General features: G+C 63.1%; 13 protein-coding genes. 7 read left to right on the top strand and 6 right to left on the bottom strand.

The window, feature by feature from the left end; translation table 11 throughout:
* Positions 1–139 precede the first annotated feature (139 nt).
* Genes RPMA_RS21215 through RPMA_RS21195 form a run of 5 tightly spaced genes read left to right on the top strand, consistent with a single transcriptional unit; the run spans position 140 to position 7,109 of the window.
* Positions 140–1,444, top strand: coding sequence for a CmpA/NrtA family ABC transporter substrate-binding protein (locus tag RPMA_RS21215; protein ID WP_211909637.1), 1,305 nt, complete (start codon positions 140–142; stop codon positions 1,442–1,444).
* A 37-nt stretch (positions 1,445–1,481) separates the two neighbouring features.
* The gene (gene ntrB / locus RPMA_RS21210; protein WP_211909636.1) at positions 1,482–2,375 is read left to right on the top strand and encodes a nitrate ABC transporter permease; all 894 of its coding nucleotides are present in this window, start codon (positions 1,482–1,484) and stop codon (positions 2,373–2,375) included.
* Positions 2,376–2,387: 12 nt separating this feature from the next.
* Positions 2,388–3,182 carry an ABC transporter ATP-binding protein gene (locus RPMA_RS21205; protein WP_211909635.1) on the top strand — a complete coding sequence of 265 codons (795 nt, stop codon included), beginning with the start codon at positions 2,388–2,390 and terminating at the stop codon, positions 3,180–3,182.
* 13 nt (positions 3,183–3,195) lie between these two features.
* Positions 3,196–4,404, top strand: coding sequence for an NAD(P)/FAD-dependent oxidoreductase (locus tag RPMA_RS21200; protein ID WP_211909634.1), 1,209 nt, complete (start codon positions 3,196–3,198; stop codon positions 4,402–4,404).
* Complete coding sequence (locus RPMA_RS21195; RefSeq protein WP_211909633.1) at positions 4,404–7,109, top strand: nitrate reductase; 2,706 nt, start codon at positions 4,404–4,406, stop codon at positions 7,107–7,109. The genes RPMA_RS21200 and RPMA_RS21195 overlap by 1 nt, the downstream gene beginning before the upstream one ends.
* Positions 7,110–7,191: 82 nt before the next feature.
* Here RPMA_RS21195 and RPMA_RS21190 read toward each other — a convergent pair whose 3' ends face one another.
* A complete protein-coding gene (locus tag RPMA_RS21190) occupies positions 7,192–8,085 on the bottom strand; it encodes a LysR family transcriptional regulator (protein ID WP_211909632.1) in 894 nt (297 codons plus the stop codon).
* A gap of 99 nt (positions 8,086–8,184) precedes the next feature.
* On the opposite strand from RPMA_RS21190, the gene RPMA_RS21185 reads away from it, so the two are divergent.
* Positions 8,185–9,243, top strand: a complete 1,059-nt coding sequence (locus RPMA_RS21185) for an aldo/keto reductase (RefSeq protein WP_211909631.1) — start codon at positions 8,185–8,187, stop codon at positions 9,241–9,243.
* A 26-nt stretch (positions 9,244–9,269) separates the two neighbouring features.
* Positions 9,270–9,776: a nuclear transport factor 2 family protein gene (locus RPMA_RS21180; RefSeq protein WP_211909630.1), complete on the top strand. Its 507-nt coding sequence runs from the start codon at positions 9,270–9,272 to the stop codon at positions 9,774–9,776.
* A gap of 23 nt (positions 9,777–9,799) precedes the next feature.
* Here RPMA_RS21180 and RPMA_RS21175 read toward each other — a convergent pair whose 3' ends face one another.
* The 5 genes from RPMA_RS21175 to RPMA_RS21155 form a co-directional block, all read right to left on the bottom strand.
* Positions 9,800–10,615 (bottom strand): carbohydrate ABC transporter permease, encoded by an 816-nt coding sequence (locus RPMA_RS21175; RefSeq protein ID WP_211909629.1) that lies wholly within the window; start codon positions 10,613–10,615, stop codon positions 9,800–9,802.
* Positions 10,612–11,541 (bottom strand): carbohydrate ABC transporter permease, encoded by a 930-nt coding sequence (locus RPMA_RS21170; RefSeq protein WP_249225747.1) that lies wholly within the window; start codon positions 11,539–11,541, stop codon positions 10,612–10,614. The genes RPMA_RS21175 and RPMA_RS21170 overlap by 4 nt, the downstream gene beginning before the upstream one ends.
* A 5-nt stretch (positions 11,542–11,546) precedes the next feature.
* The gene (locus RPMA_RS21165; protein ID WP_211909628.1) at positions 11,547–12,899 is read right to left on the bottom strand and encodes an ABC transporter substrate-binding protein; all 1,353 of its coding nucleotides are present in this window, start codon (positions 12,897–12,899) and stop codon (positions 11,547–11,549) included.
* A gap of 184 nt (positions 12,900–13,083) precedes the next feature.
* Positions 13,084–13,509 (bottom strand): helix-turn-helix domain-containing protein, encoded by a 426-nt coding sequence (locus tag RPMA_RS21160; RefSeq protein WP_211909627.1) that lies wholly within the window; start codon positions 13,507–13,509, stop codon positions 13,084–13,086.
* Entirely contained in the window at positions 13,497–13,778 is a 282-nt protein-coding gene (locus RPMA_RS21155) for a type II toxin-antitoxin system HigB family toxin (RefSeq protein WP_211909626.1), read from the bottom strand. Before RPMA_RS21155 ends, RPMA_RS21160 begins: the two co-directional genes overlap by 13 nt.
* Positions 13,779–13,868: the final 90 nt, after the last annotated feature.

The following is a 13,868-nucleotide window of genomic DNA, read 5'->3' as shown; positions in this document are numbered from 1 at the left end:
GTTCTTAGCGACGCCATTGTAGCCGTCGCATTTCATCACCAGCCAGCACTGCCATCCCTGGGGCTTTCCCCAGACGCGTCGCTACGCGCGTGGATGATCGTGCCGGCCGTAGCAAGGCGCGAAAGGACGACATCATCCGATGACGAAGTCAGAGACTAAGCCGGGCCGCAAGATCAGCCGCCGCCAGCTCCTCAAGGCCGGCGCGGGCACCGCTGCCTTGCTGGCTGCCGCCAAGCTCAATTTCCCGGCTGGCGCTTTCGCGCAGGGCGCGGGCCCCGAGGTGAAAGGCGCGAAGCTCGGCTTCATCGCGCTCACCGATGCCGGCCCGCTGTTCGTCGCCAAGGAGAAGGGCATCTTCGCCAAATACGGTCTGCCCGAAACCGAAGTGCTGAAGCAGGCGTCGTGGGGCACCACGCGCGACAATCTCGTGCTTGGTTCCGAGGGCAATGGCATCGATGGCGCGCATATCCTGACGCCGATGCCCTATCTGATCTCGGCCGGCAAGGTGACGCAGAACAATGTGCCGACGCCGATGTACATCATGGCGCGGCTCAATCTGAACGGCCAGAGCATCTCCGTTGGCAATGAATACAAGGATCTCAAGGTCGGTCTCGACACCGCGCCGCTGAAGGTGGCGATGGAGAAGAAGAAAGCCTCGGGCAAATCCGTGAAGGCCGCGATGACCTTCCCCGGCGGCACCCATGATCTGTGGATCCGCTACTGGCTCGCCGCCGGTGGCATCGATCCCGACAAGGACATCGAAACCATCGTCGTGCCGCCGCCGCAGATGGTCGCCAATATGAAGGTCGGCACCATGGACTGCTTCTGCGTGTGCGAGCCGTGGAATCTGCAGCTCATCCACCAGAACATCGGCTACACCGCGATCACCACCGGCGAGCTCTGGAACAAGCATCCGGAGAAATCCCTCGGCATGCGCGCCGCCTGGGTCGACAAGAATCCGAAGGCGGCCAAGGCGCTGCTGATGGCGGTGATGGAAGCCCAGCAGTGGTGCGAGAAGCCGGAGAACCGCGACGAGCTTGCCACCATCAATGCCAAGCGCCAGTGGATCAACTGCCCGGTCGACGATGTCACCGATCGCGTCAAGGGCAAGTTCGATTACGGCACCGGCCGCGTGGTCGAGAACTCGCCGCATATCATGAAGTTCTGGGACGACTTCGCGTCCTATCCGTATCAGAGCCACGATCTGTGGTTCATGACCGAGGATATCCGCTGGGGCAAATATGAGCCCGGCTTCGACAGCAAGGCGCTGATCGCCAAGGTCAACCGTGAAGATCTCTGGAAGGACGCCGCCAAGGAGCTCGGTGCAGCGCTGCCGACCTCGACCTCGCGCGGAAAAGAGACCTTCTTCGACGGTAAGGTGTTCGATCCAGCCGATCCGGCGGCCTATTTGAAATCCCTCGCCATCAAGCGCGTCGAAGTCTGATCGACGCGCGTAACGCAACATGACGGAGACCAGTGCGATGAACGTGCATGCACTCAAGACGGAGCCCGCGACGCCCTCGGTGAAAGCGCCGGCGGCAGTCGTCGCACTGGCTCCGAAAGCCCAGCCGAAGTCGGAAAAATATAGCAAGATGGCCAAGGATGTGGCGGCGCAGGTGATCCCGCCGCTCATCGTCGTCATCCTGCTCGGCCTGATGTGGGAATTGCTGTGCCAGCGCGCCGGCTCGACGCTTCCGCCGCCTTCGAAGGTTTACAAGGACACCAAGGAGCTGATCTTCGATCCGTTCTTCGACAATGGCGGCCTCGACAAGGGCCTGTTCTGGCATCTGTCTGCAAGCCTCTGGCGTGTGGCCTATGGCTATGCGCTGGCCGCCGTGGTCGGCATCGGTCTCGGTACGCTGGTGGGCCAGTCCGTCTGGGCGATGCGCGGCCTCGATCCGATCTTCCAGGTGTTGCGCACGATCCCGCCGCTGGCCTGGCTGCCGCTGGCGCTCGCGGCGTTCCGCGATGGCCAGCCCTCGGCGATCTTCGTGATCTTCATCACCTCGATCTGGCCGATCATCATCAACACCGCCGTCGGTATTCGCAACATTCCGCAGGACTATCGCAACGTGGCCGCGGTGGTGCGGCTCAATCCGCTGGAGTTCTTCTGGAAGGTGATGCTGCCTTCGGCTGCGCCCTACATTTTCACCGGCCTGCGCATCGGCATAGGCCTGTCCTGGCTCGCCATCATCGCAGCGGAAATGCTGATCGGCGGTGTCGGCATCGGCTTCTTCATCTGGGACGCGTGGAATTCCTCGCATATCAGCGAGATCATCCTGGCGCTGTTCTATGTCGGCATCGTCGGCTTCGTGCTCGATCGCATGATTGCCGGCCTCGGCAAGCTCGTCACCCACGGCACTTCGGCTGCTTAAGGACATCGCATCATGACGCCCTACGTAAAGCTCGACCATATCGACAAGGTGTTTTCCCGCGGCAAGGTGACGTCCGAAGTGCTCAAGGACATCAACCTGACGCTCGGCAAGGGAGAATATGTCTCGATCATCGGCCATTCCGGCTGCGGCAAGTCGACGATGCTCAACATCATCGCCGGTCTCACGCGCGCCACCACTGGCGGCGTGCTGCTGGAAGGCCGCGAGGTCAATTCGCCCGGTCCCGATCGCGCCGTGGTGTTCCAGAACCACAGCCTGCTGCCGTGGCTGACGGTCTATCAGAATGTGCGTCTCGGCGTGGACAAGGTGTTCGCCAAGACCAAAAGCCGCGCCGAGCGCGACGAATGGACCCTGCACAATCTCAATCTCGTGCAGATGACCCATGCCAAGGACAAGCGCCCGTCGGAAATCTCCGGCGGCATGAAGCAGCGCGTCGGTATTGCCCGTGCGCTGGCCATGGAGCCGAAGGTGCTGCTGCTCGACGAGCCCTTCGGTGCACTCGATGCGCTGACCCGCGCGCATCTGCAGGACTCCGTGATGGCGCTGCATCAGAAGCTCGGCAACACCATCGTCATGATCACCCATGACGTGGACGAGGCCGTGCTGCTCTCGGACCGCATCGTGATGATGACCAATGGACCATCAGCCACCATCGGCGAAGTGCTCGATGTCCCGCTGGCGCGTCCGCGAAAACGCATCGAGCTGGCGAGCGATCCCGTCTACCTGAAGTGCCGCAAGCGCGTGCTGGAATTCCTGTACGAGCGCCACAAGTTCGTGGAAGCGGCGTAAGCGCGAGGTCCCCATGAGCGAGCCGCTGGTCATCATCGGAAACGGCATGGCGGCGGCGCGGCTCGTCGACGAACTCGCAAAATCCTCGCTGGGCCGCTACGCCATCGCGGTGATCGGCGATGAGCCGCGGCTGGCTTACAATCGGGTGCTGCTGTCGTCCGTTCTGGCGGGCGAGGCGACGTCGCAGGAGATCGAGCTGAAGCCGGCGAACTGGTGGCGCGATCGCGGTGTCACCTTGAAATACGGCACGCGGGCAACATCCGTCGATCTCGCGGCGCGTGAGGTGACGACATCCACGGGCAAGCGCGTCGGATTTTCGAAGCTGGTATTTGCCACCGGCTCGTCGGCGCTTCGCTTGCCGGTGCCCGGCGGCGATCTGGCCGGCGTTCACGTGTTTCGCGACAGCCATGACGTCGATCGCCTGATCGAACTGGCCGGGCAGAAGAAGCGCGTCGTTGTGGTCGGCGGCGGGCTGTTGGGGCTTGAAGCCGCCTATGGCCTTGCCAAGGCTGGCGCCGATGTGACGCTCATCCATCTGATGGATCGCCTGATGGAGCGGCAGCTTGATGCGCCGGCAGCGGAGCTGCTGAAGACATTGGTCGAGCGCAAGGGCGTCAAGATCCTGCTCAATGCGAACACGGCGCGCATTCATGGTGCGGATGCTGTCGAGCGCGTTGAACTCGCGGATGGACGCGTGCTTGATGCGGACGCCGTGATTTTTGCCGCGGGCATCCGGCCGAATACGGCGTTGGCCAAAGAGGCGGGGGTCTCGGTCAATCGCGGTATCTTGGTCGATGATGCCTTGGCCACGGAAACCGACGGTGTGTTTGCGCTCGGTGAATGCGCGGAGCACCGCGGCACCTGCTACGGTCTGGTCGAGCCCGCCTACGAGCAGGCGAAAGCGTTGGCGCGGCATCTTGCCGGCGACACGGTTGCTTACACCGGCAGCATTCTTTCCACCAATCTCAAGGTCTCGGGCGTCAGCGTGTTCTCGGCCGGCGATTTCATGGCCACTGACGGCAGCGAGACGCTGCTGCTGAACGACGCAAAGCGCGGCACCTACAAGAAGCTCGTGGTTGCCGGCGGCAAGCTGACCGGCGCCGTGCTGGTGGGCGATACCAGCGATGCGCTGTGGTATCTCGAGCTGATCCGCAGCGGTGTTGATATCTCCGCTTTCCGCGCCGACATGATGTTCGGCCGCCCCATTGCGAAGGCGGCCTGATGAACGCGATCGACACAGGCCTCACCACGGTTCGCACCACCTGCGCCTATTGCGGTGTCGGCTGTGGCGTGCTGGCGACGCCGGACAAGCAGGGCGGCGCAGCCATCGCCGGCGACCCCGATCACCCCGCCAATTACGGGCGCCTGTGCTCGAAGGGCTCGGCGCTCGGCGAGACGCTGGCGCTGGACGAGCGCCTGCTGCATCCGATGATGCGCGATGCGTCCGGCGCGATGGTGCGCGCGGGATGGAACGATGCGCTGGATCATGTGGCCGATGGTTTCCGTCACATCGTCGCCGAGCATGGGCCGGGCGCGGTGGCGTTCTATCTATCTGGGCAATTGCTCACCGAGGACTATTACGTCGCCAACAAGCTGATGAAGGGATTCATCGGAAGCGCCAATGTAGACACCAATTCGCGGCTCTGCATGGCCTCGTCGGTGGTCGGCCACAAGCGCGCTTTCGGTGCCGATACGGTGCCAGGCTGCTATGAGGATCTCGATCAGGCCGATCTCCTGGTCTTTGTCGGCTCCAATGCCGCCTGGTGTCATCCGGTGCTGTATCAGCGCATGCTCGCCAACAAGCAGGCGCGCGGTGCGCGCTTCGTGGTCATCGATCCGCGCCGCACCGATACCGTGGGCGACGACGATCTGTTTCTCGGCCTCAAGCCCGGCACCGACACGGCACTGTTCTCGGGGCTGCTCGCCTATCTCGCCGACAATGGCGCGCTTGACCGCGCTTATATCGCGCAACACACGTCGGGCTTCGACGAGGCACTGGCGCGTGCCAAAACCATCGCCGGCAGCGTCGCCGCGACGGCCAGGGCGACTGGCCTCAACGAAGTGGATGTCGCCACCTTCTTCCAGATGTTCCGGCAGACATCGCGCGTGGTCACACTGTATTCGCAGGGCGTCAACCAGTCGGCGCAGGGCACCGACAAGGTCAATGCGATAATCAACTGTCATCTGGCGACCGGTCGCATCGGCAAGCCCGGCGCGTCGCCATTCTCGCTCACGGGGCAGCCCAATGCCATGGGCGGCCGCGAGGTCGGCGGGCTCGCCAACCAGCTCGCGGCGCATATGGGCTTTACGCCATCTGACATCGATCGCGTGCGGCGGTTCTGGAAGGCGCCGCATATCGCCACGCATGAAGGCCTCAAGGCCGTGGCGATGTTCGACGCCATCGACCGCGGCGAGATCAAGGCGCTGTGGGTGATGGGTACCAATCCCGCGGTATCGCTGCCCGATGCGGACAAGGTGCGCAGCGCGCTGGGCAAGCTCGATCTGTTTGTCGTGTCGGAGAATGTGCTCTCCAATGACACGGTGAATGCGGGCGCACATGTGCTGTTGCCAGCACTGGCCTGGGGCGAGAAGTCGGGCACGGTGACGAATTCGGAGCGCCGCATCTCGCGGCAGCGGTCGTTCCTGCGCGCGCCCGGCGAGGCGAAGCCGGACTGGTGGGCGCTCAGCGAGGTCGCAAAACGGCTCGGCTTCGGCGCTGGCTTTGCCTACACATCCGCCGCTCAGATCTTTCGCGAACATGCGATGCTGTCGGACTTCGAGAACGACGGCAGCCGCGATTTCGATATCGGCGGGCTGATGCATGTCACCGACGACGCCTTCGACACCATGGCGCCAGTGCAGTGGCCGCTGCGCAAGGGCCCGACGATGCAGCAGGCGCGGTTCTTCGCAAAGGGGCGCTTCTTCACACGGGATCAACGCGGCCAGTTCATCGCGCCCGAAGCGCCAGAGCTGCGCACGCAGGTGACTGAGGAGCGGCCGTTGCGGCTGAACACCGGCCGCGTGCGCGACCAGTGGCACACGATGACGCGCACCGGCCTCAGCCCGCGGCTCGGCCAGCATATTCCCGAGCCCTATGTGGAGATTCATCCGGACGATGCGACGCGCTTTGCGATCGCCGATGGCGGCTATGCGCATCTGACGACGGACTACGGCGCCTGCACGCTGAAGGTCGTGATCAACGAACGCCAGCAGCCCGGCATGCTGTTCGCGCCGATCCACTGGAATGATGAGACCGCCGGCTATGCCCGTGTCGGTGCACTGGTGGCGCCGGTCGTCGATCCCTATTCCGGCCAGCCGGAAAACAAGGCGACGCCGGTGTCGATCGCGGCGGTGGCCATGAGCCAGCGCGGCTTTATTCTGTCGCGAAAGCCGTTGGCGCTGCCGCCGGGCGTGGTGCATGCGCGGGTCGCGGTGACGGGTGGTGTCGGCTATCTCTTGGCCGACGATGCAGAGATTGCGCTGTGGCGCGACTGGCTGGCGCCGCTGCTGGGCGATGATGTGGCGAGCTTCGCGGATGCCGGCCGCGGCGCCTATCGCGCGGTGTCCTTTGCGGGCGAGCGGATCGCGCTGTGCCTGTTTGTCGGGCCGGCCGATGATGCGCTGTCGTGGGATGCTGTGAAGGAAGCATTTGCCGCCGATGCGCTGAGCGACGATCAGCGCCGCATGCTGCTGTCCGGGAGATCCGCGGACGGCGCCGCGAGCGCAGGGCCAATCGTATGTGCCTGTTTCGGAGTGGGCCGCAACGCCATCAATGATGCCATCGCGGCAGGCTGCGCGACCGCCGGCGAGATCGGTGCAAAACTCAAGGCAGGAACGAATTGCGGCTCGTGCATTCCGGAGCTGAAGCGGTTGATCGCGGCGGGTGAGGCCGAGCCTGATCAGCAGCGCAAGGTGGCGGCTTCGTAGCCTGGATGGAGCGCAGCGTAATCCAGGGACAGCAGATGTAATTGAAACGCCGGTCCCCGGATTACGCTGCGCTCCATCCGGGCTACAGGGTGCGATAGCGTGCGTGATCGATCAAGGCGCGCAGCTTGGGCGGCAGGTTGCGGCGCTCCGGGAAATACAGGAAAAAGCCGGGAAACGGCGGCAGCCAGGCATCGAGCAACGTCACCAACTCCCCGCGCGTGACATATGGCTTGAACAGTTCCTCCATGCCGAACGTAATCCCGCCGCCGGCGCAGGCGGTGCGGACCATGACCCACATGTCGTTGGTGGTGACGCGCGGATTGACCGCGACATCGAAGGCGCGGCCGTTCTCCTCGAACTCCCAGCGATAGGGCGCGACATCGGGCGCGGGGCGCCAGCCGATGCAGCAATGCTGCGTCAGCTCCGAGGGGTGCGCGGGTGCGCCGAAGCGTTCGAGATAGGACGGCGCAGCGACGACCACCTGGCGCTGTTCCGCCGAGACCGGCACGGCGATCATGTCCTGCTCGATCACCTCGCCGAGCCTGACGCCTGCATCAAAACCTTCGGCGACGATGTCGAATTCGTCGTCGGTGACGGTGACGTCGAGCTGGATGCCGGGATAAGCGAGCGTGAAACTTGCCAGTAGCTGGCCGGAAATGAAGCGCTCCGCAATGGACGAGACAGCCAGCCGCAATTGTCCCGTCGGCTGCGCGGGAAGATCGCGCGCAGTGTCCAGCGCGTCCGCGACCTCGGCAATGGCGGGCGCGACGCGCTCATGCAGGCGCAGGCCGGCTTCGGTCAGGCTGACGCTGCGGGTGGTCCTCTGCAGGAGGGCGACGCCCATCCGGTCTTCCATCTTCCGGATCGCCTGGCTGACGGCGGAGCGGGTCACGCCCAGCCGCTCGGCGGCAAGGCGAAAGCTTTTCGCTTCCGCCACGGCGAGGAAGACGGAGACCTGGTTGAGATCGAGCGACATTGGTTAGTCAAGCTTACTAGTCTGGGTCAGAAATCAGCAAATTGTTCCGAATATCGGTCCACCCTAGCTTGAGCGGCAACAGCAATGGAGCCGCGACTGATGACCTCCCTCGACACTTACCGCCTGCTTGGACGATCCGGATTGCGGGTGTCTCCGCTCTCGCTGGGCACGATGACCTTCGGCGAGGACTGGGGCTGGGGCGCCAATGAGGCCGAGGCGCGCCGGATTTTCGATCTTTATGTCGATCGCGGCGGCAACCTCATTGATACGGCGGTGAACTACACCAATGGCGCCTCGGAGCGACTGGTGGGCCAGTTCATCAAGGCGAAGCGCGAACGGATCGTGCTGGCGACCAAGTTCACCATGGCGCGCGATCCCGGCAATCCGAATTCCGGTGGCAATCACCGGCTCAACATGATGCGCTCGGTGGAGCAGAGCCTGCGGCAACTCGATACGGATCGTATCGATCTGCTCTATCTCCATGCCTGGGACATGACCACGCAGCCCGACGAGGTGATGCGCGCGCTCGACGATCTCGTGCGCGCCGGCAAAGTGCAGTATCTCGGCATCTGCAATGCGCCGGCCTGGCGCATCGCGCAGATGCAGGCGATTGCGGAGTTGTGCGCGTGGTCGCCGCTGGTGGCGTTACAGATCGAATACAGCCTCGTCGAACGAACGGTCGAACACGAATTGATGCCGATGGCTGCAGCGCTCGGGCTCGGCGTATTGCCGTGGTCGCCACTTGGCGGCGGCGTGCTGACCGGGAAATATACGACGGCGGATGTCGATCCGCTCGGCGAAACGAATGTGGCTGCGACCCGCAAGGGGATCATCGCGTCATCCGGTCATTTGAACGCGCGTGTCATCGGGATCGCCGAGGTGGTGCGTGCCATCGCCGATGAGATCGGCACGACGCCGTCGCAGGTGGCGATCGCGTGGACACTGGCAAATCCCGCGGTGGTGTCGCCGATCCTGGGCGCACGCACGCTCGCGCAGGCTGAGGACAATCTCGGCGCGCTCAATGTGTCGCTGTCATCAGGGCAGTTGACGCGGCTCGGCGAGGCGAGCGCGCCATCGCCGATTTTCCCGGCGCGGTTTGTCGGCCGCCCGATGGTTCAGCAACTCATTTTCGGTGGCGCATCCGTCGCTGCCCGTTAGTGGCGACGCGAGCAAAGGAGGAAAGCATGATGTCGATATCCAATTCTCGTATGGCGCTGATCGGATGGACGGTGCTGGCCATGACGGCGCTTTGGCCGCATCTGGCGACCGCGTCCGGCAATGCCGATACGGTGCGCAACAAACAGATCGTGAGTGATGCGTTCCAGCGTTGGGCCGCGGGCGGAACGACGTTCTTCACGGATCTGCTGGCGCCCGAGGTGGTCTGGACGGTGGAAGGTTCGGGGCCGAATGCAGGGACGCATCGGGGGCGTGATGCCCTGATGGAGCGCGCGGTGCGGCCGCTGGCGGCCCGCTTGTCCGAGTCCATCAAGCCGGTCAGCACGCGTATCTGGGCGGATGGCGATCATGTGATCGTCAATTGGGACGGTGTCGCGCGTGCGCGTGACGGTGTTCCTTACACCAATCGCTACGTCTGGATCATGCGCATGCAGGACGGCAAGGCGATCGAGGTGAATGCGTTTCTCGATCTGGCGCGGTTTGATGATGTGTTGCGGCGGGTATCGCCGCAATAAAGTCGTGTCGACGCGAGCGCAGGCTATTTCACCGCGCCCGCCGTCAGGCCCGCCACGATCTGCCGTTGCGCAAACACCGTCAGCAGCAGCACCGGCGCCGTCACGATCAGTGCGGCTGCGGCGAGCGGGCCCCAGCTCAGCTGATCGAACGAGATCATGTTGTAGACCGCGACCGGTAACGTCCGCGTCTCGCGGCCGGCCAGCACGATGCCGAACACGAAATTGTTCCAGGAGAAGATCACCGCCAGGATGAAGGCCACGGCAATGCCGGGCTTGGCGATGGGCAGCGCGACGTGGCGGAACACCTGCCAGCGCGTGGCGCCGTCGATCACGGCGGATTCCTCCAGCTCCATCGGCGTGGTCTCGAAATAGCCGATCATGATCCAGATCACGATGGGCACGGTGACCACGAGATGGATGATGATCTGCGGCCAGAGCGTGCCGAGCAGGCCGAGCCACTGGAACAGCAGGAACAGCGGGATCAGATAGGACAGGCCGGGCGTGATGCGCGCGATCAGGATCACGATCGCTGCCTTGCGGGCACGCATGCGGGCGATGCCATAGCCGGCGGGGACGCCGACGATCAGTGCGAACACGGTGGCGGCGCCGGTGACGATCAGCGTGTTGAAGAAATAGGTCATGAAGCGCTTGGATTCGATGACGGCGGCGTAATTGCCCCAATTGATCCGCTCCGGGATGAAGACCGGCGGATAGGAAGCGTTGTCGATCTCGAATTTGAGCGACAGCGACAGCATCCAGAGGAAGAACAGGATCGCCGGCGAGACGATCACGATCACCGCAAAGGTCAGGCCGATCCGGCCGAGCAGGGTCCGCATCATGCGCTGCCTCCGCTCTCGTTCCAATGGGTGCGCTGGCGCAGATGCAGCAGCGCGCCGGCGAGCGCGATGATCAGCGCGAAGAACACCACCACGATGGCCGAGGCATAGCCGACATCGTAGTAAACGAAGGCGACGCTGTAGAGATAGAGATTGATGGTCTCCGACGCGCTGCCCGGACCGCCCTGGGTGATAGCGAAGATGATGTCGAAACTCTTCACGGCATCGATCATGCGGATCATCGCGGCGATGAACAGGAACGGCATGATCATTGGCAGCGAGATGTGGCGAAAGGTCTGCCACGGCGTGGCGCCATCGATCTGCGCGCTTTCATAGGGCTCGCTGGGCAAAGCGCTGAGGCCGCCTAGCACGATCAGCATCACCAGTGGCGTCCACTGCCATGTCTCCACCAGCACCAGCGAGGGAATGACGGTGGCGGGGTGGAACACCCAGAGCGATGGTGGCAGGCCGATCAGCGACAGCAGATAATTGAGGATGCCGAGCTGCGGATGGAACATCATGGTCCACACCAGCGCGATGGCGACCGGCGTCGCCATCATCGGCAGGATGAACAGGCCGCGGATGAAGCCGCGCATCGGGAAGCGGTTGTTGAACACGACAGCCGCGAGCGTGCCCAGCACCAGCGGCAGCACCACGGACAGCACCGTATAGACCAGCGTGTGCCACACCGATTCCATGAAGCGGGCGTCACCGGGAAGGCGCATGTAATTCGCGAAGCCGACAAAGGTCGGCGCCTGGCCGACCTTCCATTCGTGCAGGCTCATCCAGATCGTATAGGCCCACGGGAACACGATGACCGCCAGCACGACGATCATCGCGGGGAGAACGAACGGCCAATACGAAATTGGCCGCCACTCGTCCTTCTTTACGGCCGTTGGCTCGGCCGCACGTCGTTGTTCTGCCGCCAGTGAACTCACGTCTTTTCGCTACGCTCCAGGATGGGACGGAACTGCTCATGCGCCTTCTTGAGCTCGGTGGCGGGATCGGCGCCCGCCAGCGTGGCGGTGATGCCGGCGCCGACGAGATCGCGGAATTCGGCCACCGGGATGATGACGGGCAGGCCGAGCTTGCTGATCTTGGCGCTATCGATCACCGACCGCAGCCATTCCTGGTTCTTCACGCCCTTTTGGACTTCCGCATCGTTCAGGATCGAGTTGCGGAACGGCACGCCGCCGCCGCTCTGCAGCAGGCGTGCGCCCATCTGCTTGGACACCGCCCACTGGCAATAGAGATAGGCGGCTTCCTTCTTGGTCGATGTCTTGGCAATGCCTACGCCGTCGCCATAGGTCGACGAGTACTGACCCTTCGGTCCCGCCGGCACCAGCGTGTAGCCGATCTTGCCGACCACGCGCGACGCATTGGGATCCTCGATGGGCGGCGCCCAGCCGACGCCGTCGATCCACATGGCGGCGCGGCCCTGGGTCAACGAGGCCATCGACTCCATCCAGTTGAAGCCGGCAGCACCCGGAGGCGCGCTCTTCATCATCAGGCGCTGATAGACTTTCGTGGCCTCGATGGATTCCGGCCCATCGGTGAGGATGTTGCCCTTGGCGTCGAGGAATTCGCCGCCATAGTTGAGGAAGAAGTTGCTCCACAGCGTCATATTGGCGTTGCGCAGCCCACGGCCGGTGAAGCCATAGATGCCCGCCGCGGTGTCGTTGAGCTTCTCGGCAGCGGCGACCATCTCGTCCATGGTCTTCGGCACCGCGACGTTCTTCTTCGCGAAGATTTCCTTGTTGTAGTAGAGAATGAAGTAGTCCACCGACCACGGCAGCGAATGCATCACGCCCTTGTCGTTCTCGGCGAATTGCCGGCCGCCGGCGGAGAAGTCATCCACGGTGAGATCGGGCGCGGTGAGGGTCGGGTCCTTCATGAAGCCCGAGATGTCGGCGAGCCAGCCGGCCTTCTCGAACTGCCGCTTCTGCACGTGATAGCTGAGATGCACCACGTCGAAGGATGGCTTGCCGGAGGTCAGTTCGATCACGGCCTTCTGGCGCTGCTGCTGCTCGGGGATCAGTTCGGACTCGACCTTGATGCCGGTCAGTTCGGTGAATTCCGAGGCGTATTTCTGCAGCAGCTCGCCGCGCGGGCCCTTGATCAGATTGGCTTCGATGGTGGTGCCCGCATATTTCTTCCAATTCGGCGCAGCGAAAGCGGGGGTGGAAATGCCGAGCGATCCGAGTGCAGGCAATGCGCTGGTGGCGAGCGCGCCCTTGAGCAGGGCACGACGAGACGGGCCGTGACGAAACGGGCCTTGGCTGGCCATGGGTAGTCCTCCCTCAAGCCGCCTTGACCGGCGGTGATTATATGGTCGCTCCCCGTGAACCGGAGATGCGCCTGAGGAAATGGTAACACGCTGGGATGGGGTGGCAAGGCGAACGTGCCGGTTGTCAGACAAGTTGTCGCGCGGCCTGTCGCCCGGATGATTTATATCAGCGGTCGAGCCTTCCTCAAACGAAGGCTTGGACTCCAACATTGAACCGCTCGGCCAGAAGTTTGATCTGCCGGACGTTCAGGTCGCGTTTTCCGCGCAGAATCTCCGAGACGACGCCCTGGCTGCCGATTTCCGGAAGGTCGCTCTGATTGAGACGGTGTTGATCCATCAAGAAGCGCAGCGTATCGGCCGGGGATGTCGAGTCAGGAGGGGATTGCGTCTCCTCGTATTCGCCGATCAGGTCGCCGAGCAATGTGACCAACGTGGCCAGCGGCGCATTTTCGTCCGCGCCGCCTGAATCGAGCAGCGCATTCAGCGCAGCCGTTGCTGCCTTGTAGTCACGCTTTGTCTTGATCCGGCGCAAGGGAATGCGAGCCGAAATAGCGTTGAGATGTTCGGCGATATCATCCACATCGGTACGAGACAGGTTCACGGCTTCCATGAATCATACTCCTTGTGTGTGAAGACGTGTCTCACATAGAGACGCTGTTTGTCGAAATGGATCGAAGCAACAATCCTGAATTTGTTGCCGCCAATGTCGAAAACATAGAAGGCGCCTACGCGATCGACGGTATTGAAGGTAGTCTTCAATTCAGAGAAATTCGCGAACGCGCGCGATGCGATAATCTTGCGCCAGACCTGTAATAGAATGCCCGCTGCAGGATGCTTACCTGAGAAGGCTACCAGCGCGCTGTTCGAAATGACCCTCATCCGCCTCCGCCCGTAACGCCGCTGGAATTATATATCTCATAATGAGATATATGGCAAACCACAAGTTCACAGCGTATGCGCGGCCGTCAT

This window comes from Tardiphaga alba, assembly GCF_018279705.1.
Taxonomy (GTDB): Bacteria; Pseudomonadota; Alphaproteobacteria; order Rhizobiales; family Xanthobacteraceae; genus Tardiphaga; species Tardiphaga alba.
Note: the sequence above shows the minus strand (reverse complement) of the source record. Positions and strands in the feature narration are given on the sequence as shown.